Below are 19880 nucleotides of genomic sequence, written 5' to 3'. Positions count from 1 at the left end.
CGCATCTAGGCTGAACGGGCGGCACAACGGGTGTGCCCGCACCCACGTGGGCCGCGGGAAGCTGGAGGTCACGTGGACGAGATGGCGCCCGGAACTCTGCTCGCCGACGACGAGCTCGCCCGCACCCGGGTGCGTTTCCTGACGGCCGAACCGGTGCCGCCGGGCACGGTCCGGCAGACGATCCTGGCCTCCTGGCGGCGCTCGCAGCAGTTCCGGGTGGAGGCCGACCGGATCGATCCCCGCTACTTCGGCGACCAGAACCTCGACATCCCGCTCATGCGCGGCGCCGAACCGGTGCTGGACAAGCTGGGCGAGCAGTTCGACGGCCAGCCGATCAGCCTGATCCTCACCGACGCCAGCGGCGTCGTGCTCACCCAGCGGACCGGCGACGCCGACCTGAAACGGCACCTCGAACGCGTCGAGCTGGTGCCCGGGTTCAGCTACGGCGAGCAGTCCGTCGGGACCAACGGCATCGGCACCGCGCTCGAGGACGGCCGCGCGACCACGGTGTTCGGGCACGAGCACTACGCCGAGCACCTGGAGAACCTGGCCTGCGCGGGCGTGCCGATCCACCACCCGATCTCCGGCAAGAAGATCGGCGCCGTCGACCTCACCTGCTGGTACAAGGACGCCGGCGGCCTGCTGATCGCGCTGGCGCGCTCGACGGCCGAGCAGATCCGGCAGGCGCTGCTGCGCCACAGCGACCTGCGGGAGATGATCCTCTTCCAGGCCTACCTGCAGACCTGCCGCCGGTGGACGGGCATCGTGCTGGCGTTCAACGAGGACATCGTGATGATGAACGACCGGGCCCGGCAGCTGCTCGACCCGGCCGACCAGTCGGTGCTGCTGAGCCACGGCACCGCGGCCCTCACCGACGGGCGCCGGACGTCGGCGACGCTCGCGCTGTCCAGCGGCCTGCGCGTGCGCGTGTTCTGCCGCCGCGTCCCGGGCCAGCGGGAGACCGACACCGCGGGCGGCGTGCTGTCGGTGAAGCTGATCGAAGCCGAAGAGGCCCTCGCGGTGCCGTCGACGCCGATGCTGCCGATGTACCTGCCGGGCGTGGTCGGCTCGGCGCCGCTGTGGCTGCGCTGCGGGCACGAGCTCGACACGGGCCACCAGCGCGACGAGTGGGTCGCGCTGGAAGGCGAGGCCGGGACCGGCAAGCTGACCCTGGCGAAGGGCCTGCACCAGCGGCACCACCCGGCGGCGCGGCTGCTGACCGTGGACGCGGCGGTGGCGAGCGGCACGGACTGGGCCGCGCTGCTGCGCGAGCACGCCGAGGCCCCGATCCGCACGCTGGTCGTCCGCCACGCCGACCGGCTGGCGGCGCCGGCGGCGAACGCGCTGGCCACGACGTTGCGGGAGCTGCGCGAGCGGGCCGACGCGCCGTGGGTGGTGCTCACGCTCGTGCCGGAGGCCGAGACGAAGCCGGCGCTGGCCGAGCTGCTGAAGTCGTTCCCGCGGACGGTGCGGGTGCCACCGCTGCGCCACCACGTCGAGGACCTGGCGGAGCTGGTCCCGCTGGTGCTGAGCAAGCTCGGCTACGGCGGGCGGCTGACGTGCTCGGCCGCGGCGCTGCACCTGCTGATGCGGGCGGAGTGGCCGGGCAACACCGGGCAGCTCTACCAGGTGCTGCGGGCGGTGGCCCAGCGCCGCCGGGCGGGCACCATCCGCCCGGGCGACCTCCCGGCGGAGTTCCACACCGTCGGGCGGCGGCCGCTGAACCGGTTCGAGTCGATCGAGCGCGACGCGATCGTGAAGTGCCTCGAAGACGCGGACGGCAACAAGGTCCGGGCGGCGAAGCTGCTGGGCATCTCCCGGGCGACGATCTACCGCAAGATCCACGAGTACGGGATCGTGCCGCCGGCCCGCTAGGTTGGCCGGTGTGACTTGGCCAGCTGCCCCTGTTCCCACCGAGCGGCTCGTGCTGCGCGAGTCCGAAGCCCGTGACCGGCCGGCGTACGTCGAACTGTTCGCCTCGCCGGAGGTGGGGACCTACCTCGGCGGGTCCCGGCCGCGCGCCGAGGTCGAGGCCGCGGTGCCCGAGCTGCCGGGGCGGCGGTTCGGCTCGTTCGTGGTGGACCTCGGCGGCGCGATGATCGGCATGGTCACCCTCGACCGGAGCGAGGACGGGGAGACCGAGATCGGCTACCTGTTCCTGCCTTCGGCGTGGGGGCGGGGGTACGCGACCGAAGCGTGCGCGGCAGCCCTCGAGTGGTTCGCCGGCGCGCGTCCCGGCGAGCCGGTGGCGCTGCGCACCCAGACCGCCAACGCCGCCTCGATGCGGCTCGCGGCGAAGCTGGGGTTCACCGAGGTGAAGCGGTACGAGGACTTCGGCGCGGAGCAGTGGCTCGGCCTCTGGTCACCGGCTCGCTGAGACGTTTGAACGACTCATTCAAGACCTCCGGCAGGCCCTACGGCCACCCGGACTAGCAGTCGGCCGAGCGCGACTGAGTCCTGGATGCCCGTGTTCATACCCTGCCCGCAGGCCGGGCTGCGCACGTGCGCGCGTCGCCGCCAGCGGGCCCCGGCACGCGCGGTAGTGGCCGGCCATCCGGCGTGGACGCGGAACCGCGAGCTCCACACCACTTCGGTAGCCCGCGACCGCGCACCCTTCGGACTCCGTTCGCCCACAACGGACTGGATGTCGGCGATCCCGGGGTGCTCAGGCGCTTCGGAGATGGGTCGCGAGCACCCGGTAGTGATCGTCGCTGCCGGGCACTGGGGCTACCACCGTCACGCCTCCGGCGACGGGCGCAGGCTGACCTGTTCGAGGGCCAGCGGCCAGTTCATCCCGAACATCACTCCAGGTCACCCTGCGGACGTCATGCGCGAAGCATGGCGACTCGACTGATATATGGAAGCCGCGTGGAGAGTCCATCTTTCGTCGCTAGTTGCTACAAACCTCCAGCTCAAAGGCGTCGGCCAGATATGTAGATACCACAGAACGTGGATGCATCCGCCATTCGTTCCAGTCTTCCGGAAGGATCGACGTAGTCTTCGGAAGGTTAGCCTCGTTTGCATGCGCTTGACCAGGCACAACAGTGCAGCGAGTCCGGTCATCTTGCCGAACCTCGAACATCGAAAAGTAGACAGAAGATGGACACAGTTGTCTACCATCCTTTCAGGATGTACAGTCGACATGACCACGACATGGAAGGCGGCAAACATGAACGTCAGTACTGTCCTGAAGGAGGCATGGTCCGCTGTCGAAGCAGCAGATCTGCCTGAGAAGATCCACGAAATCGCGTTCCGCGAGGCAGTGCGACTCATCGCGCCACCTGCGCCCACGCCGACTCAGCCAGCATCCTCGACATCCAAGACGGGTCGCCGCCCCAGCAACACGTCCGGCACAACCGGCGCCAGGTCGGCCGAAGACCAAAGTCAGGCGAATGAGAACGTCATCACCGTTTCCGAAGGAGATCTGGTGACGAAGACGTCAGCGGGGACAAACACCAGCGCGAGCGCACTGGAAAATCTGATCCACCTCGACGACGGCAGGTTGCGCTTGAGCCTGCCCGGCATCAAATTGGGAAAGAATAACGCGGACCGAACCCGAGCAATCGCCGCTATCTTCACCATAGTGCGCTCGTTCGGTTTGGATGAGGACGACACGTCGGTTGAGCTAGTGCGCGACGAGGCGCAGCGCCTCAAGTGCTACGACTCAGCAAATTTCTCATCGCACTTGAAGGCATTGCAGGGGTTCGTCATCAAGGGAAGCGGGAACAACCGTCGCATTCAGGCCAAAGGCCCCGGGATCAAGGCGTTCCCTGACCTAGTCAGCAAGCTGATGGGTGAATCGTGACCGCAACACTTGACGTGTCACAAGCCCTCGGCCACCTGCCCCAGAGCCTACGCACGGAGTTAATCGCCGAGTACTCCAAGATTGCCAAAAACTACACACGACATCACTGGCAAGCGACCGAACTGAACGGTGGACGATTTTGTGAAGTAGCCTACTCAATACTCAAAGGTTACATCGATGGGACTTACCCAACAATGGCCTCGAAGCCTCGAAACTTCCCCAAAGCGTGCGAGGAACTTGGCCAGGCAGACAAAACCAAATTCCCGCAGTCTGTCCGGATCGGCATCCCCAGAGTTTTAATCGGGCTCTACGAAATTCGCAACAACCGAGGCGTCGGACACGTCGGTGGTGACGTTGACGCCAACCACATGGACGCAACATTCGTGCTCCATGCCGTACAATGGGTGATGGCTGAGTTAGTACGGATCTTCCACGACACTGACGTCGAGACGGCCACCAAGACGGTCGAAGCATTGGTCGAGCGAACACTGCCGTTGATCTGGGAAGTCAACGGCCGCCGTCGCGTCCTGAATCCATCCATGCGCCTGGCGGACAAGACACTGCTGCTCCTCTATGCCGCAACCGGTGGAATGTCCGATATTGATCTTGCCACAAACCTGAAGCACCGTCGGATTCGCGACTACAAGAAGGTACTACGCTCACTAGATGACAACGTCCTAGTCGAGTACGACCAGGCCGACGGGCACGTGCAGATCTCGCCCAGCGGCGAGGCCGACGTTGAGGCCCGACTCTTACCATCCATTACGTTTGAATATATTTGAATGCGCCTCGAATCCGGTCGGCGCCACTAGGCCCTTCATAGTGATTACGTGAATTATTCATCGGCCGTCGGTGACGCGGCTGACCGACCAACTGGAGTCCCTCGGTTACGTGGCGCACGGGCGCTACGCGTGCAACCGGAGCGCCGCAACCCTCGAGGTCACCGATTCGGGCACGAGGCTGGTGGCGCGGATCTTGGAACGGCTGGCGCCGTCGCAGTGGAAATTCGCGGCACAGCGGCTGGTGAACACGGCCGCCCTGATCCCCGCGCTCGGCACCGGCGGCCGTGCCATCCTGGACGGCATGGCGACCCGCTGGACGTGCCCGCGCTGCGACCGCGAGTTCGCGCGCGCCGGCCAGGGCCACACGTGCGTCCCGGGCTGCACGGTCGAGGAGACCTTCGCCGGGCGCGACCCGAAGTTCCGCGCCATCTACGACGCCGTCCTGGACCACCTTCGGACGCTCGGCGACGTGCACGAGGACGCCGTCAAGGTCGGGGTGTTCCTCAAGCGGGACCGGAAGCTCGCCGAGCTCCGGCCCCGCTCGCGGGACGTCCTGGTGTACCTGTTCCTGCCGCACCCGGTCGAGTCGGCCCGGATCGCCCCGGCGCGCTGGGCGTCGGGGCCCCGGGTGGGTCACCAGCTGAAGCTGCGTGAAGTGTCCGATGTGGACGAGGAAGTCCGCGGCTGGTTCACGCTCGCCTACGACTTCTCATGACCCGGCCGGGCCGGTCCAGCCCTCGGGGACGTGGCCGAGGCGGACCCGCTGCGGGTGGTCGCCCACCGGCACCGAGACCAGCTTCTGCCCCGTCGCGAAGTCGATCGCCGTGACCCGGTCCGCGCCGGCTTCGGAGATGACGCACGCGCTGCCGTCGCCGCTCACCGTGGCCCAGTACGGCTTCACCGCCGGTACCAGCGTGCCCTGCTGCAGGGTCGTGCGGTCGACGACCGTGGCGTAGTCGTCCATCGTCCCGGCGACGCAGAGCTTGGTGCCCGCCGGGTTCATCGACAGGCCGTGGTGGCGGGAGTCGTTGACGAACGTGGTGCGGTCGTCGCTCGTGGCCGGGTTCTTCGGCAGCTCCTTGACGCGGGTGATCTTGTCGGTCGCGACGTCGTACTCCAGGAAGCCGTTGAAGAACGACACCTGGAAGTACAGTTTGGACTCGTCGGGGGTGAACGCGACCGGCCGCACGGCGTCCGAGAGGTCCCGGCGCCCGAAGGCGTCGAGCCGGTCGCGCATGTCGATCACCTTGACCTGCTGGAAGGTCGTGGCGTCGACGACCGTGATGCGCCGGTCCCCCTTGGTGAAGTCCCAGCCGGGGTCGTCGAGGTTCGTGTCGACGTTGCCGATCGACATGTTCCACAGGTACCGGCCGCCGGCGGTGAAGACGTTCTCGTGCGGCTTGTCGCCGGTCGCGAACGAGCCGACCTGCTGCCCGGTCACGATGTCCAGCACGTGCACGGTGTTCGACGTCGAGGCCGAGACGGCGACGCGGCGGCCGTCCGGCGAGACGGCCATGTGGTCGGCGCGGAAGCCGGAAACCGGGAAGCGCCAGTTGATCCGGCCGGTGGCGAGGCTGATCGAGACGACGTCGGCGAAGCTCGGCCGCGACGCCACCACCGAGGCCCCGTCCGGGGTCGTGTACATGTCGTCGACGAACTGGTCGTGCCCCTCCCCCGGCCCGTTGCGGATGCCGAGGAAGAACGCCAGCTTGATCGGGTTGAGGTAGATCTCCCGCAGCCGGTCGTCCTTGTCGGGGATGATGTTCACGCGCCCGATCTTCGCGAAGGAGCCGCGCGAGGCGATGACGTCGGCCGTCCCCTCCCAGTTGTTGCCGACGAACATCACCTCCCGCAGCGCCGCGGGGGCGCCGGTCGCGGGCACCGCCGCGCCGGTCGCCAGCAGGGCGACGGCGGAGGTCAGGTACGCCAGGCGCGAGAGGTAGGACCGCCGTCGGCGGGTTCCCGGGGAAGTGCGCACGACAAGACACCTTTCGACGCTGAAGAGGTGCGGCGGTGGTTTTTGCCCCGGGCAGGGGTTACTGTCCGGTATTGCCACGATAACCGGGCACCGGAGCCCGTCCGGTAGGGTCGGCCGCCCAACGTCGCCGGTGCCGGTTGTGGCGGTGCCACAACGGTTTCGGGAGGTGCCCGGTGACGCCGCTGCTCCGCCGGATCCTCGACGACCTGGCCGCGGACGAGGCCGTGCTCGACGAGCTGGTCAAAGCGGCGCGCAGCGAGTCGCCCGAGGTCGCGCGGCTGCCGGAGGCCGAGAACCGGCGGCACATCCAGGTGCTGCTCTCGGCGGCGCTGCGGGCGACGGCGAGCCCCGACGGCCCCGCGCGAGAGGACTACACCACTGCCGAGGCCCTCGGCGCGGACCGCGCGGCGCAGGGTGTCCCGCTCACCGAGCTGCTGCGCGGGGTCCAGGCCGGCCGCACGCACGCGGCCCGCGTCGCCGTCGAACGCGCCCGGGCGGCGGGCGTGCCGGACGACCTCATCCTCGAAACCGTCCTCGACGCCGACCGCTACACGGGAGCGCTGGAGCACCACATCGTCAAGGGCTACCACGCGGCCGAGCTCCAGCTGTCCCGCACGGTCCGCGACGCGCGGACCCAGCTGCTGCGGACGTTGCTGCTCTCGGGACACCCGCCGACGCCCGAGGAGCTGCGGCGGGCGGGGCTGCACCCGGACGTCCGGTACTTCTGCGTGGTGTCGGACGTCAGCGAGCCGGCCCAGGCGCGGACGCTGGAGCAGGCGCTGCTGGAGTTCGGCGGGGTGTACGGCCTGGTCGAGGGCAGGCTGACCGGCTTGGCCGTGCGGTCACCGGCCGGGGTCGCGCTCGCCGAGGACGTCCTGCTGGTGGTGGCGCCCCCGGCGGCGTTGCCGGCGTTGCAGGAGGTGCACCGGTTGTGCACGGCGGCGGCGCGCCTCGCCGGCCCCGGCTACCACGACTTGACGGCGCTGGCGGGCGAGATCGCGTTGACGGCCCAGCCGCTGCTGGCCGGTTTGCTGACGTCGGCGCTGCTCGGTTCGCTCGACCCGGCGAACCCGTTCCACCGCGAGCTGGCGGCGACGGCGCTGGCGTACCTGGACCACGGCCAGCGCCTGCGCCCGACGGCGGAAGCACTGCACCTGCACCCGAACACGGTCCGGTACCGGTTGGACCGGCTGGCGGAGCTGACGCCGTTGCCGTGGGCGGAAAACACGGGCGGCCGGGTGCTCGACGCGGTGCGCTCGTGGTGGGCGTTGCACCACTGGCTCACGGCCGCCGAACGCCCGTGAGGGGCACCCTGGCCGACTCGCGAAGACCGCGGCCGAGTGGGCCGCCCATGCCAATCTCGGTTGCCTCGGCGGAAACCGGTCGTGATCGGCTCAGCGGGCCGGGCTGATGCCGCGTACCGCCAGGTCCAGCAGCCGCTGTGCCTCGGCCGCCGGGTCGCGGTGGTGTTCCGTGGCCAGCACGATCCCCGTCACCACCGCGATCAGGTCCGCCGCCGTGACGTCCGCGCCGACCGCGCCCGCCTCGATCGCCCGGCGCACCAACGGCTCGCCCGCCGCGGTCATCGTCGTCGAGCACGCGTGGGCCATCGACTCCTCGTCGCGGACCAAGGCCGTCGCCAAGCCCCGGGCGGTCGCCGCGTACGTCGTCACCGCGCGGAGCCAGTCCAGCAGCGCCGTGCGGGCGTCCGATTCGGCCGCCAGGGCGTGGGCCCGCTCGGCGAGCGCGTCCACCTGCCGCCGGAACACCGCCTCCAGCAGCGCCGGCCGGCTCGGGAAGTGGCGGCGCACCGTCGCCGAGCCGACGCCCGCCGTCCGGGCGATCTGCTCCAGGGACGCGTCGGCACCGCGCGCCGCGACCTCCTCCTCGGCGACGGCGAGGATGCGCGCGTAGTTGCGGCGGGCGTCGGACCGCGGCACGGACCACCTCCGGAACAGGAAGTGGCGGGGCCCGCCACTTAGTGGCTAGTGTAGCGACCACGAAGTGGCGGGCCCCGCCACTTAGCGGCCCGAGGAGTCCCCATGTCCCCCGTCCTGGTCACCGGCGCCACCGGCAAGCAAGGCGGCGCCACCGCCCGCGCCCTCCTGAAGGCCGGCGTGCCCGTCCGCGCGCTCGTGCGGAATCCCGGCAAGGCGGAAGCCCTCCGCAGGTCAGGTGCCGAAATCGTACAAGGCGACCTCTACGACCCCGGCTCCCTCGCCCCCGCCATGAAGGGCGTACGCGGCGTGTTCTCCATCCAGATGCCCGACCTGACGAACCTCGAAGGCGACTCCGAGTGGGTCCAGGGCCGCAACCTGGTCGACGCCGCTCGCGAAGCCGGCGTGCCGCAGTTCGTGCACACGTCCGTCTCCGGCGCCGGGCAGCACCGGGGCGTGCCCGGCTGGGCCGAGGGCCGCTGGACGTCGATGGAGCACTACCTGGAGACCAAGACCGCGATCCAGGACCGCGTACGCGATGCCGGCTTCGCGCACTGGACGTTACTCAAGCCGGGCTTCTTCATGGAGAACTTCCTGCCGCCGTCGTTCCTGCTGCCCCACGGCCGGCTCGTCACGACCATCAAGCCGGCGACCGAACTGGCCCTGGTCGCGGTGGACGACATCGGCGCCGCGGCCGCCGCCGCGTTCCAGGAACCGGCGCGCTTCGACGGCGTCGAGCTGGAGCTGGCGAGCGAACTGATGACGATGACGCGGGTCGCCGAGATCCTGTCGCGTTCGCTCGGCGTCGAGCTGACGGCGCCGGACATGACCGCCGAGGAGGCGATCGCCGCCGGAGCGCCCGCGTTCGCGGTCCGGCACGAGTGGCAGAACGAGGTCGGCCACCCCGCGCGCCCCGAGTTCGCCCGGGCGCTCGGCATCCCGCTGACGACGTTCGAGGAGTGGACGGAAAAGCACCTGACAGCGGCGTGACCGCCTGGCTACGGTCGGTGCCATGGCCCAGCCACCACAGCTGCCCGCGACCACCGCCGACGGCGAGTGCGTCTTCTGCGCCATCTCCGCCGGGCGGGCTCCGGCGGCGTTCGTCCACGAGGACCTGGTCTCCCTGCCGGCCAGCGCGGGAACGCGGATGTTCGAGCTCGCCCACGAGCTGGCCGCAGTGGCGGCGAAAGTCCGCGCCGCGCGCTAAGCCTGGTGGAGCTTGTCCGGGTGGTGCACCGCGGTCTTCCCGGACTTCTCGCTCTTCACCAGGTACTGCGGCTCCTCCGGCGACGCCTTGACGTCCCGCTTGCCGGCGTGGGTGTCCTTGGTGATCTTCTCCTCGACCGTCCCCACCGAACTCTGGTTGCCCGCGTCCCAGCGGACGCGGTCGCCCTTCTTGAAGTCCTTGCTCACGAGAACCACCTCCTCGGGTGGGCATACCCGTGATCGCAGCGGGTATGCGTCCCGAATGGACGACGAAGAAACCCGCCGCGAGTTCGGCGAGAACGTCAACATGACCGCCAAGCAGCTCGAGGACTGGCTGAAGACCGACGAATCGAAGGGCGCCGGGCAGCACAAGGACGGCGGCGAGTCCGTCGGGCACGAGTCCGGGCGGCGGATCATCGGCATCCTGACCAAGAAGAAGGGCGACCAGACCGCCGACGACCTCGCCCACATGCGCAAGGTCGTCGGCTACGTCCACCGCCACCTCGCGCAACGGCCGGCCGGGGATGTGCAGGAGACGACCTGGCGGTACTCGCTCATGAACTGGGGGCACGATCCGCTGAAGAAGTGAAGTCCTCGAGCACCAAGGCGTTCGCCGCTTCCCGGACCGGGCGGGCCATCTGCTCCAGGACGCGGTTGCGGCCCGGGAGGTACGGCATCAGCTTGATCATCCGGGTGTTGAACCACGCGAACGCGCGCGACTGCGGGAGGATCCCGCGCAACGCCGTCTTCGCCAGGGCCTGGTTCTTCTCGATGTAGGGCCGCATCCCGCTCTCGTACCGGGCGAGCGCCACCCCGAAATCGGCGGCGGTGGCCAACTCGCCCGCCAGGACGTACGCACCCGCCAAGGCCAGGCTCGTGCCCTGTCCCGACGCCGGCGACGGGCAGTACCCCGCGTCGCCCAGCAGCGTCACGCGGCCGGCCGACAGGCGGTCCATGACGATCTGGCACACCGGGTCGAAGTAGAAGTCGCCGGCTTCGCGCATCGCGTCGAGCAGCGCGGCGGTTTCCCAGCCGAGGCCGGCGAACTGGTCGGCGACCAGGTCCTTCTGCCCCTCGACATCCCAGCGGTCGTACGGCAACAGCGGCGCGCTGAACCAGAACGCCGCCTTCGCGTCGTCGGCGCGGGCGGTGCTGTAGACGTTCACCATCTTGCCCGCGGCCGCCGAATGCAGCAGTTCCCAGCGGTCCAGTGCGAACGTGTTGGGCACGGTCGAGATCGAGATGTAGGCGTCGAACCGGCGCAGGAAGTCCTCCTCCGGGCCGAACGCCAGCGCGCGGACGCCGGAGTGCAGGCCGTCGGCGCCGACGACCAGGTCGAACCGGCGTGGCGCCCCGTGGGCGAACGTCACGTGGACGCCGTCCGCGCGCTCGTCCAGGCCGGTGATCCAGTCGCCGAAGACGTACTCGGTGTGCTCGCGGGTCGCGTCGTGGAGGATCTTCGCGAGGTCGCCGCGCAGGATCTCGGTGTCGTCGCCGTGACGGAAGCCGAACGTGTCGGCGTCCAGCGTGGCGATCTCCTTGCCGCGCTTGTTCACGAACGCCGCACCGCGCATGTCGGTGCTCGCCGCGTGCACCTCTTCGAGCAGCCCCATCCGGCGGACGACGTCGACCGCGACACCGCGGATGTCGACCTTGTAGCCGCCTTCGCGCAGGTTCGGCGCGCGCTCGACGACGGTGGCGCGGAAGCCGTGGTGGTGCAGCCACCAGGCGAGGGCGGGGCCGGCGACGCTCGCGCCGGAGATCAGGATCGTCTTCGTCATGCCCCGGACGGTGCGCGCGGCCGCTGACCGGTCACGAACCGAGTGCGAACCGCCGCTGACCGAACTCGCTCAACGCCTGCTCAGGGGGCATTTCTCGGCCGCGGTCGAAGGCTTCCGCGTAGGCCTCGGCGCCGATGCGGGCGCGCACTCGGTCGGTCACGCCCGCGACATCCGGGTCGCCGGTGACGGGCGCGCCGCGCAGCCCGACCGCGACGCCGAGCAGGAACGCGGCCCGCTCGTCCTCCTCCCGCACGGCGAGGACGCCGGCCAGACCTTCGATCGCCTGCGCCGCGCCCGGCAGGTTCGCGTGTTCGAGGGCGGTGGCCAGCGCCTCCTGGTGCAGTTCGGTCGCCTCGTCGAGCCGGCCCTCGGCGGCGGCGGTCCAGCCGAAGCCGGTGTGGAGCCGGATCCGCGTCTCGCCGCCGGTGACCGGGCCCGCGGCGAGGCCGACGGCGGCGGTGTACCAGCGCCGGGCCGCGGCCAGGTCACCCGCGCGCCGCGCGATCTCGCCGAGGCCGCCGCGGGCCCGCGCGAGCGTCACCGGCGTGCCGGCCGCGCGGGCCTGCTCGGCGGCGGTTTCGTAGTCGGCGCGGGCGGTTTCGACGTCGCCGGTGCGGAGGACGCCGTCGGCACGGCGGCAGAGCAGGTCGGCGGCGTCTTCGACGGAGCCGAGCTCGCCGGCCAGCCGGACGGACTCGTCCATCAGCTCGCGGAACCGCGCGTGGTCGCCACGCCAGTCCGCGAACTCGGCGAGCTTCTCCAGCGCGCTCGCTTCGCCCCAGCGGTCACCAAGGGCGCGAAACCCTTGCAACGCCGCCGAAAAGTGCGTCTCGGCCTCTTCGATCCGGCCGCGGTACTGGGCGCCGAGGCCGTCGCCGATGCGGGTGAACGCCCGCGACCACGGGTCGTCGCCCACCAGCGCGGCCAGCCGTTCGCCGTCTTCCACCTTGGTGCGCGGGGAAAACGCCCACAGCAGGAAGAGGTACGGGTGGCGCAGCGGCCCGGCCAGCTCCCGCAGGATCGGCTCCGGCTCGACGTCGGTGTCCGACGCGTGGATCAGGCAGACCACGTACTCCTCGGCCAGGCCGGGCGGCGGCTCCGCGCCGAAGGCGGCGACGACGGCGTCCGCGAACGGCGTCGCCTCGCCGCGCCGGCCGCGCAGCCACCAGTACCAGGTCAGCGCGGCGATGAGCCGGACCGCGGTTTCCGGGTCTTCGGCGGTGCTCCAGCGCAGCGCCGCGGTCAGGTCGGCGTGCTCGGCGGTCAGGTCGTCCAGCGCGCTCAGCTGCGCCGCGCCACGCAGCTTCGGCTCGGCCGCCAGCGCCAGGTCGAGGAAGTACTTCGCGTGCTCCGCGCGCCGGTCGTCCCCGTGTTCGGCGCAGAACGCCCGGATCGTCTCCAGCATCCGGTACCGGCCGCCGGCGAACTCGACGAAGGACTTCTCGACCAGGCCGGTGAGAACCGCGTCGGAGACATCGCAGACGCGCTCGGCCGCGGCGAGCCGAGCGCCGCCGGCGAACACCGCGAACCGGCCCGCGAGCCGCCGCTCGTCCGGCTCGAGGAGGTCCCAGCTCCACTCGACGACGCCGCGCAGGGTCCGGTGCCGCGGCTCGGCGGTCCGGTCGCCGCGCGAGAGCAGCCGGAAGCGGTCGCCGAGCCGGGCGGCGACGTCGGTGGCGGACAGCGACCGCAGGCGCGCGGCGGCGAGCTCGATCGCCAGCGGGAGCCCGTCGAGGGCGGCGCAGATCCGCGTCACCGCGCCCGGGTCGAGCTCCACGCCGGGCGCGACGGCCGCGGCCCGGTCGGTGAACAGCTTCGCCGCCGCGGCGGCGGGCAGGGCGCCGACCGGCACCAGCGTCTCGCCGGTGAGGCCGAGCGGTTCGCGGCTGGTGGCGAGCACGCGCAGGCCGGGGCACCCGGCGAGCAGCCGTCCGACGAGCCGCGCGGCCACGGCGACGACGTGTTCGCAGTTGTCGAGGACGAGCAGCAGCGGCCGGTCGGCGAGGGCGGTGGCCAGCCGGTCGGCCGGGTCCTCGGCCGCTCCGGGGGTCAGGACGCCCTGTTCGCGCAGGCCCAGCGCGGTGAGCACGGCCCGGGGCACGTCGGTCGTCGTCGCCAGTTCGACGAAGCAGGCGTCGCCGGTCGCGGCCTCGATGGCGAGGCGGGTCTTGCCGGCGCCGCCGGGTCCGGTGAGCGTGACGAGCCGGGCAGTGTCGAGGGCTGTCCTCAGCCGCTCGAGTTCGGTCCGGCCGACGAACCCGGTGAGCGGCACCGGAACCCGCCGGGCCGGGGCCGGCGCGGCGGAGCGCAGGACGGCGGCGTGCGCGTCCGCCAGCTCCGGTGACGGGTCCGCGCCCAGCTCGTCGGCGAGCCGCTCCCGCGTCTCGGCGAAGACGGTGAGGGCCTCGGCCGAGCGGCCGCCGCCGTGGAGCGCACGGACGAGCTGGGCGGCGAGCCGTTCGCGCAGCGGGTGTTCCCGGGTCAGTTCGCGGAGTTCGGCGACGACGTGGTCGTGGCGGCCGAGCACCAGGTCGGCTTCGACGCGGTCCTCGGTCGCGGCGAGGCGCAGTTCGGCCAGCCGGGCCGCGCGCGGCGGATCGGCGAGCCCGTCGAGCGCCGGCCCTCGCCACAGCGCGAGCGCTTCGGCGAACAGTTCCCGCTTCCCGGCCGGGTCCGGCGTCTCGCGCGCTTCGGCAGTGAGGCGTTCGAAGCGGTGGACGTCGACGTCCTGCGGGTCGACGGCCAGCCGGTAGCCGGCGGGCGTGAACTCGACGAGCCCGTCGGGCGCACCGCCGTCCCGGAGCCGGCGCCGCAGCCGCGACACCTGGGATTGGAGTGCTTCGGCGGCGCCCTCGGGCGGGTGGTCGCCGTGCAGGCCGTCGATCAGCCGTTCCGCGCTGACCACCCGCCCGGCGTCGAGGGCGAGGAGCGCGAGCAACCCCCGCAGCTGCGGGCCGCCCAAGGCGACGACGGTCCCGTCGGGACGGCGGGCTTCGACCGGCCCGAGGATCGCGAACTGCACGCGGTGATTCTGGCCCACCGCCTCCCGTCGTGAGTGGCAATCCGGGTTCTAACCCGGATTGCCACTCACGACGGCCACGGAAGACTGCTGCCGCGCGCCGAGGAACTCCAGCACGCGCTCGCCTTCCGCCTCGATATCCGCCCGCTCCCCCGCCGTGAGCCGGTCGTGCGCCGAGACCTCCAGGACGGTTCCGGACAGCCGCCAGTCCGCGCGGTAGAAGCCGTCCACCAGCAGCGTCCCGCGGGAAGCGCCGGTGCCCGGCGGCAACGGGACCCGCCGCCCGGGCGGGAGGACCCGGGCGCGGTTCGCGTGCGAGAGCAGGACGTTGTCGTATTCCGGCAGGAACCGGACCGGGGCCGGGGTGTCCGGGTCCGGCAGCACGCCGTCTTCGACGTCGTACAGCACTTCGCCGGACTCCGCGCGGAACGTGCGCAGACCCATCGGCGCCACGACCTCCCGCAGCTTCGTCAGCCCCGACCACGCCTGGACGTCGGCGACCGACGCCGGGCCGTACGCCCGGAGGTACCGCCGGATCACGGCGTCGAGCGACGGACGGCAGGCGAGCGGACGGCCGAGCCAGCCCTGCAGGGTGGTCAGGACGGCCGGGCCGGTCGACCCCCAGACGCCGCGGGGCGTCACCTGCGCGGTCGGCACCAGGTAGCTCACCGCGTAGGACAGTGCTTCGGCGTCGTGCTCCGGCCAGCGCTCGGCCAAGGCGTCCTGCACCTGCCGCCGGGTGCGGGGCCGCTCGGCCAGCAGCTCACGGCCGAAGCGCGCCACGGCGTCGAGATCGGCGTCGCCGACGCGGCCGCCGAAGTGCCCGGTGTAGCCGTTCGCCACCACGCGCTGGACCAGCGGCCGCAGCACCCGCGCGTCGTCGGCGGTCACGAGGTGGACGGTCCCGCGCATCAGCAGCCCGCGCACGGCAGCCCGCCCGGTGAGCAGGGCCGCCAGCTCGTCCGGCCGGAACCGGGCGAGCCGCGTCCACAGCCCGACGTACGGCGCGAGCGGTGCCTGCGCCTGCATCCCGACGAGGTGCTCGATCATCGCGGCGGCGGGCCGGGAAGACCGGTCGAGGAGGTGCTGTCGCGCCAGCAGCGCCCGGTTGAGCGCGCGGACGTTCACGGCCGCAGCCCGCGGAAGAACGCGCGGACGTCGTGCACGAGCAGTTCCGGCTCTTCCATCGCCGCGAAGTGGCCGCCTTCGGCGAAGTCCGACCAGTGCGCGATCTTCTCGTCGGGGTCCATGATCCGCCGCACCACCGGCGAGCTGTTGAAGACCGCCCAGCCGGCCGGCACGTCCGACGGCGCCAGCCAGCCGTGGCCGGAATGCGCGGCCTCGTACAGGAACCGGGCCGCGGTGGCGCCGCTGCGGGTGAACCAGTACAGGCTCACGGTCGTCAGCAGCCGGTCGCGGTCGACGCTGGCGCCGGTCCACGCCTGGAACTTCTCCGCGATCCACGCCAGCTGCCCGACCGGGGAGTCGGTGAGCGCGGCCGCGATCGTCTCCGGCTTGTGCGACTGGAGGTCGAGGTAGCCGCGGCCGGCCCGCCACGCCGCGCGGGCGGCGTCCAATTCGGACTGTTCGGCCGCGGACAGGTTCGCGGGCAACGGAAGCTGCTCGCCGGCGAGGGCGATCGTGCCGCGGTCGCTGGTGACGTGGGTGCCGATCACGCGGTCCGGGTACAGCGCGGCGAGCCGCCCGGTGACGCCGGCGCCGATGTCGCCGCCCTGCGCGGCGAAGCGGTCGTACCCGAGCCGCGTCATCAGCTCGGCGAACGCGTCCGTCGTCCGGGCGAGCTCCCAGCCCGGGCCGCTCAGCGGCGTCGAGAACCCGAACCCGGGCACCGACGGGACGACGACGTGGAAGGCGTCCGGTCCCGCCTCGGTGAGCGGCCCGATGACGTCGAGGAACTCGGCGAACGAGCTGGGGTAGCCGTGGGTGAGCAGCAGCGGCAGCGCGTCGACCCGCGGCGACCGGACGTGCAGGTAGTGGATGGTCTGGCCGTCGATCACGGTCGTGTACTGCGGGAACGCGTTGATCGCCGCCTCCTGCGCGCGCCAGTCGAAACCGTCGCGCCAGTACTCGGCCAGCTCGCGCACGGCGGTGGTGGGGATGCCGCGGGACCAGTCCGGCTCGTCGCCGGGCACGGGGTCGGCGAACCGGGCCTCGGCGAGGCGGCGGTGCAGGTCGGCGAGCTCGGTCTGCGGGATCTCGATGCGGAAGGGGTTCGTCATGAGCAGCACGTTACGAACCATTGCGGAAGACTTCCTTCCGCGATTCATGCGATCCTCGAAGAATGTTGCAGACCTCCGCCCGCCTGCTGCGGCTGCTGTCGCTGCTCGAGACGCGGCGCGACTGGACCGGCGCCGACCTCGCCGAGCGGCTGGGCGTCACCGCGCGCACCGTCCGCAGCGACGTCGGGAAGCTGCGCGACCTCGGCTACCCGGTCGAGGCCTCTCCCGGCGTCCAGGGCGGCTACCGGCTCGGCGCGGGTGCGCAGCTGCCGCCGCTGCTGCTGGACGACGACGAAGCGGTGGCCGTCGCGGTCGGGCTGCGGACGGCCACCGGGGTCGCCGGGATCGCCGAGACGTCGGTGCGCGCGCTGGCGAAGCTGGAGCAGGTGCTGCCGTCGCGGCTGCGCCACCGGGTCCACGCGCTGCAGGCCGCGACGGTCGCGGTGCCGGGCGGCGGCCCGGCCGTCGACGCGGACGTGCTGACCGCGATCGCGGCGGCGATCCGGGCCGGCGAGCGGCTGCGGTTCGACTACACGAGCCACACGCGCGCGGCGAGCCGCCGCGACGTCGAACCGCACCGGCTGGTCAGCTGGGGCCGGCGCTGGTACCTCGTCGCGTGGGACACCGCGCGCGACGACTGGCGCACGTTCCGCGTCGACCGGATGACGCCGAAGGTGCCGAACGGGCCGCGCTTCACCCCGCGCGAGCCGCCGGAGGGCGACGTCGCGCAGTTCGTCCAGCGCAGCGTCGGGGCGGCGACGTGGCGGTTCCACGCGAAGGTGCGCCTGCACGCGTCCGAGGCGTACGTCCGGGCCCGGCTGCCGCTCGCGGTCGAGGTGACGCCCGACGGACCGGATCGCTGCGTCGCGGAAGTGGGCTCGGACAACGCGCAGCTGCTCGGGCTGTACCTCGGGCTGCTCGAAGTCGACTTCGAGGTGCTCGACGCGCCGGACCTGGCCGCCGAGCTGGCCAGGACGGGCGAACGGTTCCTGCGCGCGGCTAGCGCAGGGAGTCCGCCAGCTCCTGGATGAGCACCATCTGCTCCCGGACGCCGACCTCCATACCGGACTGGAGGATCGTGTCGCGCAGCTCCTGGCTGCCGGTGACGGTCAGCAGTTCGAGCCGCGTGCGGTCCCCGTCCAGGGCGGTGAAGGTGACGGTGTTGAGCGGCCCGTCCACGGAGTCGAGGTCGACGCCCGGCATTTCGAACACCTCGGTGTAGACGATCCGCTCGTCCGGCACGACCTCGCGGTACTCGCCGTGGAAGCCGACCTCGGCGCCGTCGTTCGTCTTCAGCACGTACCGCCAGCGTCCACCGGGCCGCAGGTCCAGCTCCACTTCGGTGGTGGTCCCGCGGTGCCCGCTCCACCAGCGACGCACCAGCTCCGGCGTGGTCCACACGCGGTAGACGAGGTGCTTCGGCGCGTCGAATTCGCGCGTGATCAGGATCTGGTCGTCGGCGGGGGTGGTGATCTCCACGTCACTTCTCCTGTTCCTTGAGCTCTTCGAGGACTTCGTCCATCAGGTCGAACCGCTCGGCCCACGTCCGCTCGTAGCGCTTGACCCAGTCGTGGATGGGTTTGAGCGCGGGCCCGTTGAGCCGGTAGAGCCGCTGCCGGCCGTCACCGCGCACGTCCACCGCACCCACCTCCCGCAGCACGCGCAGGTGCTTGGACACCTGCGGCTGGGCGAGGCCGAGCAGGTCGACGAGGTCGCCGACGGACCGCTCGCCCGCCATCAGAAAGTCGAGGATCTGCCGCCGCCGGGGTTCGGCGACGGCGTTGAAGGTGTCGGCGGTCGTCGCTGCTCGTGCCACGCGAGCCATCATATGCCCATATGGGTATGCGTCAAGCCCCACATCCTGGACACGCTGGGCTCGCGCACCCGCGTCTGCCACGATCAGCCCATGGCCACCCCGGTCGACAGTCCACAGAGGACGGACGCGCGCGGCGCGCGGCGCAGTGCCAGTGCCAGCGCGGTCCTCCGGACGGTCCTCGACGAGGGGCCGATCGCGCGCAGCACCGTCGCGCGGCGGACGGGGCTGTCCGCGGCCGCCGTCACCGGGCACACCGCCGAGCTGCTCCGGCACGGGCTGCTGCGCGAACTCCCGGAAACCGGAAAGCGAAGCGTCGGGCGGCCGCACGTGCCGGTCGACCTCGACACCGGACGGCACGTCGCCGGCGCGGTGCACTTCGCCGTGCACCACGCGACCGTCGCGCTGCTCGATCTGCGCGGGAACGTCCTGGCACAGCACGAAGAACCGCACGACGGGCTGGCCGCCGAAGACCTCCTCGCCCGCGCTGCCGAGATCCTCGACGACCTGCTGCTCGGGCACGCCCCGGACCGCGAGCCGCTCGGGCTCGGCGTCGCCACCGGAGGCTGGGTCGACCGCGAATCCGGCACGGTGGTCGACCACCCGCTGCTGGGCTGGCGGGACGTCCCGGTGCGCGACCTGCTCACCGCGACGACCGGGCTCACCGTCGCGGTCGACGGGCACGCGCGGTCCCTGGTGCACGCCGAGCAGCTCTTCGGGCACCCGCGGGCGCGGGACAGCGTCGTGCAGCTGTTCACCGGCAACGTCGTGGACGCCGCGTTCGCCACCGGCGGCACCGTGCACCACGGGCCGCGCTCGGCCGCGGGCGCGGTCGCGCACCTGCCGGTCGACGACAGCGCCGAGCCGTGCCGCTGCGGGCGCACCGGCTGCCTCGAAGCCACCGTCTCGGAAGCGACGCTCGCGCGCAAAGCCGCGGAAAGCGGGCTCATCACGCGGCCGGACTTCCCGGAATTGCTCGCGCTCGCGACTTCCGGCGATTCCGCGGCGGTGCGGGTTTTCCACGACCGCGCGCGGCTCATCGGACAGGCCGCCGCTTTGCTGCTCGACGTCCTGAACCCGGCCGTGCTCGTCGTGGTCGACCGGAGTGTAGCCCAGGTGCCCGGTTGCCTTCCCGCCATCCGGGACGAGGTCGGCGAGCGTTCGCGGACCTGCGCCGATCCGGCGGAAACCGTTGTGCCGACGAGCTTCCCGGGCACGGAGCTGGCGACCGCGGGCGGCGCGGTGCTCCTCCAGGCACTCTACGACGACCCGCTCGGTCCGCTTCTCACCCGGTTGTCGCACGCCTCGTGAATCACCGG

21 protein-coding genes are annotated in these 19880 nt (G+C 71.7%); 11 read left to right on the top strand and 10 right to left on the bottom strand.

Going from position 1 to position 19880, the window contains the following annotated elements:
• The first annotated feature begins 72 nt into the window (after positions 1-72).
• Positions 73-1875, top strand: a complete 1803-nt coding sequence (locus ACERZO_RS11960) for a sigma-54-dependent Fis family transcriptional regulator (RefSeq protein ID WP_372664666.1) — start codon at positions 73-75, stop codon at positions 1873-1875.
• Positions 1876-1885: 10 nt separating this feature from the next.
• Positions 1886-2377, top strand: coding sequence for a GNAT family N-acetyltransferase (locus ACERZO_RS11955; RefSeq protein WP_372664665.1), 492 nt, complete (start codon positions 1886-1888; stop codon positions 2375-2377).
• A 14-nt stretch (positions 2378-2391) separates the two neighbouring features.
• Here the strand turns inward: ACERZO_RS11955 and ACERZO_RS11950 are convergent, their stop codons facing one another.
• On the bottom strand, positions 2392-2502 hold the full coding sequence (locus ACERZO_RS11950; protein WP_372664664.1) for an FAD-dependent monooxygenase: 111 nt from the start codon (positions 2500-2502) through the stop codon (positions 2392-2394).
• Between the two features lie 640 nt (positions 2503-3142).
• On the opposite strand from ACERZO_RS11950, the gene ACERZO_RS11945 reads away from it, so the two are divergent.
• From ACERZO_RS11945 to ACERZO_RS11935, 3 genes are all read left to right on the top strand, one after another.
• Complete coding sequence (locus ACERZO_RS11945) at positions 3143-3805, top strand: hypothetical protein (protein WP_372664663.1); 663 nt, start codon at positions 3143-3145, stop codon at positions 3803-3805.
• Positions 3802-4587, top strand: coding sequence for a hypothetical protein (locus ACERZO_RS11940; protein WP_372664662.1), 786 nt, complete (start codon positions 3802-3804; stop codon positions 4585-4587). The genes ACERZO_RS11945 and ACERZO_RS11940 overlap by 4 nt, the downstream gene beginning before the upstream one ends.
• Before the next feature lie 70 nt (positions 4588-4657).
• A complete protein-coding gene (locus tag ACERZO_RS11935) occupies positions 4658-5302 on the top strand; it encodes a DUF5655 domain-containing protein (RefSeq protein ID WP_372664661.1) in 645 nt (214 codons plus the stop codon).
• On the opposite strand, the gene ACERZO_RS11930 is transcribed toward ACERZO_RS11935, so the two are convergent.
• The gene (locus ACERZO_RS11930) at positions 5297-6565 is read right to left on the bottom strand and encodes a YncE family protein (protein ID WP_444843219.1); all 1269 of its coding nucleotides are present in this window, start codon (positions 6563-6565) and stop codon (positions 5297-5299) included. The two genes, ACERZO_RS11935 and ACERZO_RS11930, sit on opposite strands and share 6 nt — an antisense overlap.
• Before the next feature lie 173 nt (positions 6566-6738).
• Here ACERZO_RS11930 and ACERZO_RS11925 point away from each other — a divergent pair, with 173 nt between their 5' ends.
• Positions 6739-7869 carry a helix-turn-helix domain-containing protein gene (locus tag ACERZO_RS11925; protein WP_372664660.1) on the top strand — a complete coding sequence of 377 codons (1131 nt, stop codon included), beginning with the start codon at positions 6739-6741 and terminating at the stop codon, positions 7867-7869.
• Positions 7870-7959: 90 nt separating this feature from the next.
• On the opposite strand, the gene ACERZO_RS11920 is transcribed toward ACERZO_RS11925, so the two are convergent.
• On the bottom strand, positions 7960-8505 hold the full coding sequence (locus ACERZO_RS11920) for a TetR/AcrR family transcriptional regulator (RefSeq protein WP_372664659.1): 546 nt from the start codon (positions 8503-8505) through the stop codon (positions 7960-7962).
• 102 nt (positions 8506-8607) lie between these two features.
• On the opposite strand from ACERZO_RS11920, the gene ACERZO_RS11915 reads away from it, so the two are divergent.
• A complete protein-coding gene (locus ACERZO_RS11915; RefSeq protein WP_372664658.1) occupies positions 8608-9492 on the top strand; it encodes an NmrA/HSCARG family protein in 885 nt (294 codons plus the stop codon).
• A gap of 22 nt (positions 9493-9514) precedes the next feature.
• Positions 9515-9709: a hypothetical protein gene (locus ACERZO_RS11910; RefSeq protein ID WP_372664657.1), complete on the top strand. Its 195-nt coding sequence runs from the start codon at positions 9515-9517 to the stop codon at positions 9707-9709.
• Here ACERZO_RS11910 and ACERZO_RS11905 read toward each other — a convergent pair.
• Complete coding sequence (locus tag ACERZO_RS11905) at positions 9706-9915, bottom strand: DUF2945 domain-containing protein (protein WP_372664656.1); 210 nt, start codon at positions 9913-9915, stop codon at positions 9706-9708. The genes ACERZO_RS11910 and ACERZO_RS11905 overlap by 4 nt on opposite strands.
• 55 nt (positions 9916-9970) lie before the next feature.
• Between ACERZO_RS11905 and ACERZO_RS11900 the strand changes: the two genes are divergently transcribed.
• The gene (locus tag ACERZO_RS11900) at positions 9971-10297 is read left to right on the top strand and encodes a DUF3140 domain-containing protein (protein WP_372664655.1); all 327 of its coding nucleotides are present in this window, start codon (positions 9971-9973) and stop codon (positions 10295-10297) included.
• Here ACERZO_RS11900 and ACERZO_RS11895 read toward each other — a convergent pair.
• From ACERZO_RS11895 to ACERZO_RS11880, 4 genes are read right to left on the bottom strand one after another with little or no spacing between them, the layout of a single operon-like run.
• Positions 10263-11489, bottom strand: coding sequence for an FAD-dependent monooxygenase (locus ACERZO_RS11895; RefSeq protein ID WP_372664654.1), 1227 nt, complete (start codon positions 11487-11489; stop codon positions 10263-10265). The two genes, ACERZO_RS11900 and ACERZO_RS11895, sit on opposite strands and share 35 nt — an antisense overlap.
• Before the next feature lie 31 nt (positions 11490-11520).
• The gene (locus ACERZO_RS11890) at positions 11521-14511 is read right to left on the bottom strand and encodes an ATP-binding protein (RefSeq protein WP_372664653.1); all 2991 of its coding nucleotides are present in this window, start codon (positions 14509-14511) and stop codon (positions 11521-11523) included.
• Positions 14512-14559: 48 nt separating this feature from the next.
• Positions 14560-15636: a winged helix DNA-binding domain-containing protein gene (locus ACERZO_RS11885; RefSeq protein WP_372664652.1), complete on the bottom strand. Its 1077-nt coding sequence runs from the start codon at positions 15634-15636 to the stop codon at positions 14560-14562.
• Positions 15633-16757 (bottom strand): epoxide hydrolase family protein, encoded by a 1125-nt coding sequence (locus tag ACERZO_RS11880; RefSeq protein WP_372665558.1) that lies wholly within the window; start codon positions 16755-16757, stop codon positions 15633-15635. Before ACERZO_RS11880 ends, ACERZO_RS11885 begins: the two co-directional genes overlap by 4 nt.
• Positions 16758-16810: 53 nt before the next feature.
• Here ACERZO_RS11880 and ACERZO_RS11875 point away from each other — a divergent pair, with 53 nt between their 5' ends.
• The gene (locus ACERZO_RS11875; RefSeq protein WP_372664651.1) at positions 16811-17779 is read left to right on the top strand and encodes a helix-turn-helix transcriptional regulator; all 969 of its coding nucleotides are present in this window, start codon (positions 16811-16813) and stop codon (positions 17777-17779) included.
• Here ACERZO_RS11875 and ACERZO_RS11870 read toward each other — a convergent pair.
• On the bottom strand, positions 17748-18227 hold the full coding sequence (locus tag ACERZO_RS11870; protein ID WP_372664650.1) for an SRPBCC family protein: 480 nt from the start codon (positions 18225-18227) through the stop codon (positions 17748-17750). The genes ACERZO_RS11875 and ACERZO_RS11870 overlap by 32 nt on opposite strands.
• Before the next feature lies 1 nt (position 18228).
• Positions 18229-18564, bottom strand: a complete 336-nt coding sequence (locus ACERZO_RS11865; RefSeq protein WP_372664649.1) for an ArsR/SmtB family transcription factor — start codon at positions 18562-18564, stop codon at positions 18229-18231.
• 90 nt (positions 18565-18654) lie between these two features.
• Here ACERZO_RS11865 and ACERZO_RS11860 point away from each other — a divergent pair, with 90 nt between their 5' ends.
• The gene (locus ACERZO_RS11860) at positions 18655-19872 is read left to right on the top strand and encodes an ROK family protein (protein WP_372664648.1); all 1218 of its coding nucleotides are present in this window, start codon (positions 18655-18657) and stop codon (positions 19870-19872) included.
• Positions 19873-19880: the final 8 nt, after the last annotated feature.

Source organism: Amycolatopsis kentuckyensis (assembly GCF_041679295.1).
GTDB lineage: Bacteria > Actinomycetota > Actinomycetes > Mycobacteriales > Pseudonocardiaceae > Amycolatopsis > Amycolatopsis kentuckyensis_A.
The sequence above is the reverse complement of the archived record's forward strand: the minus strand, read 5'-3'. Positions and strand labels throughout refer to the sequence as shown.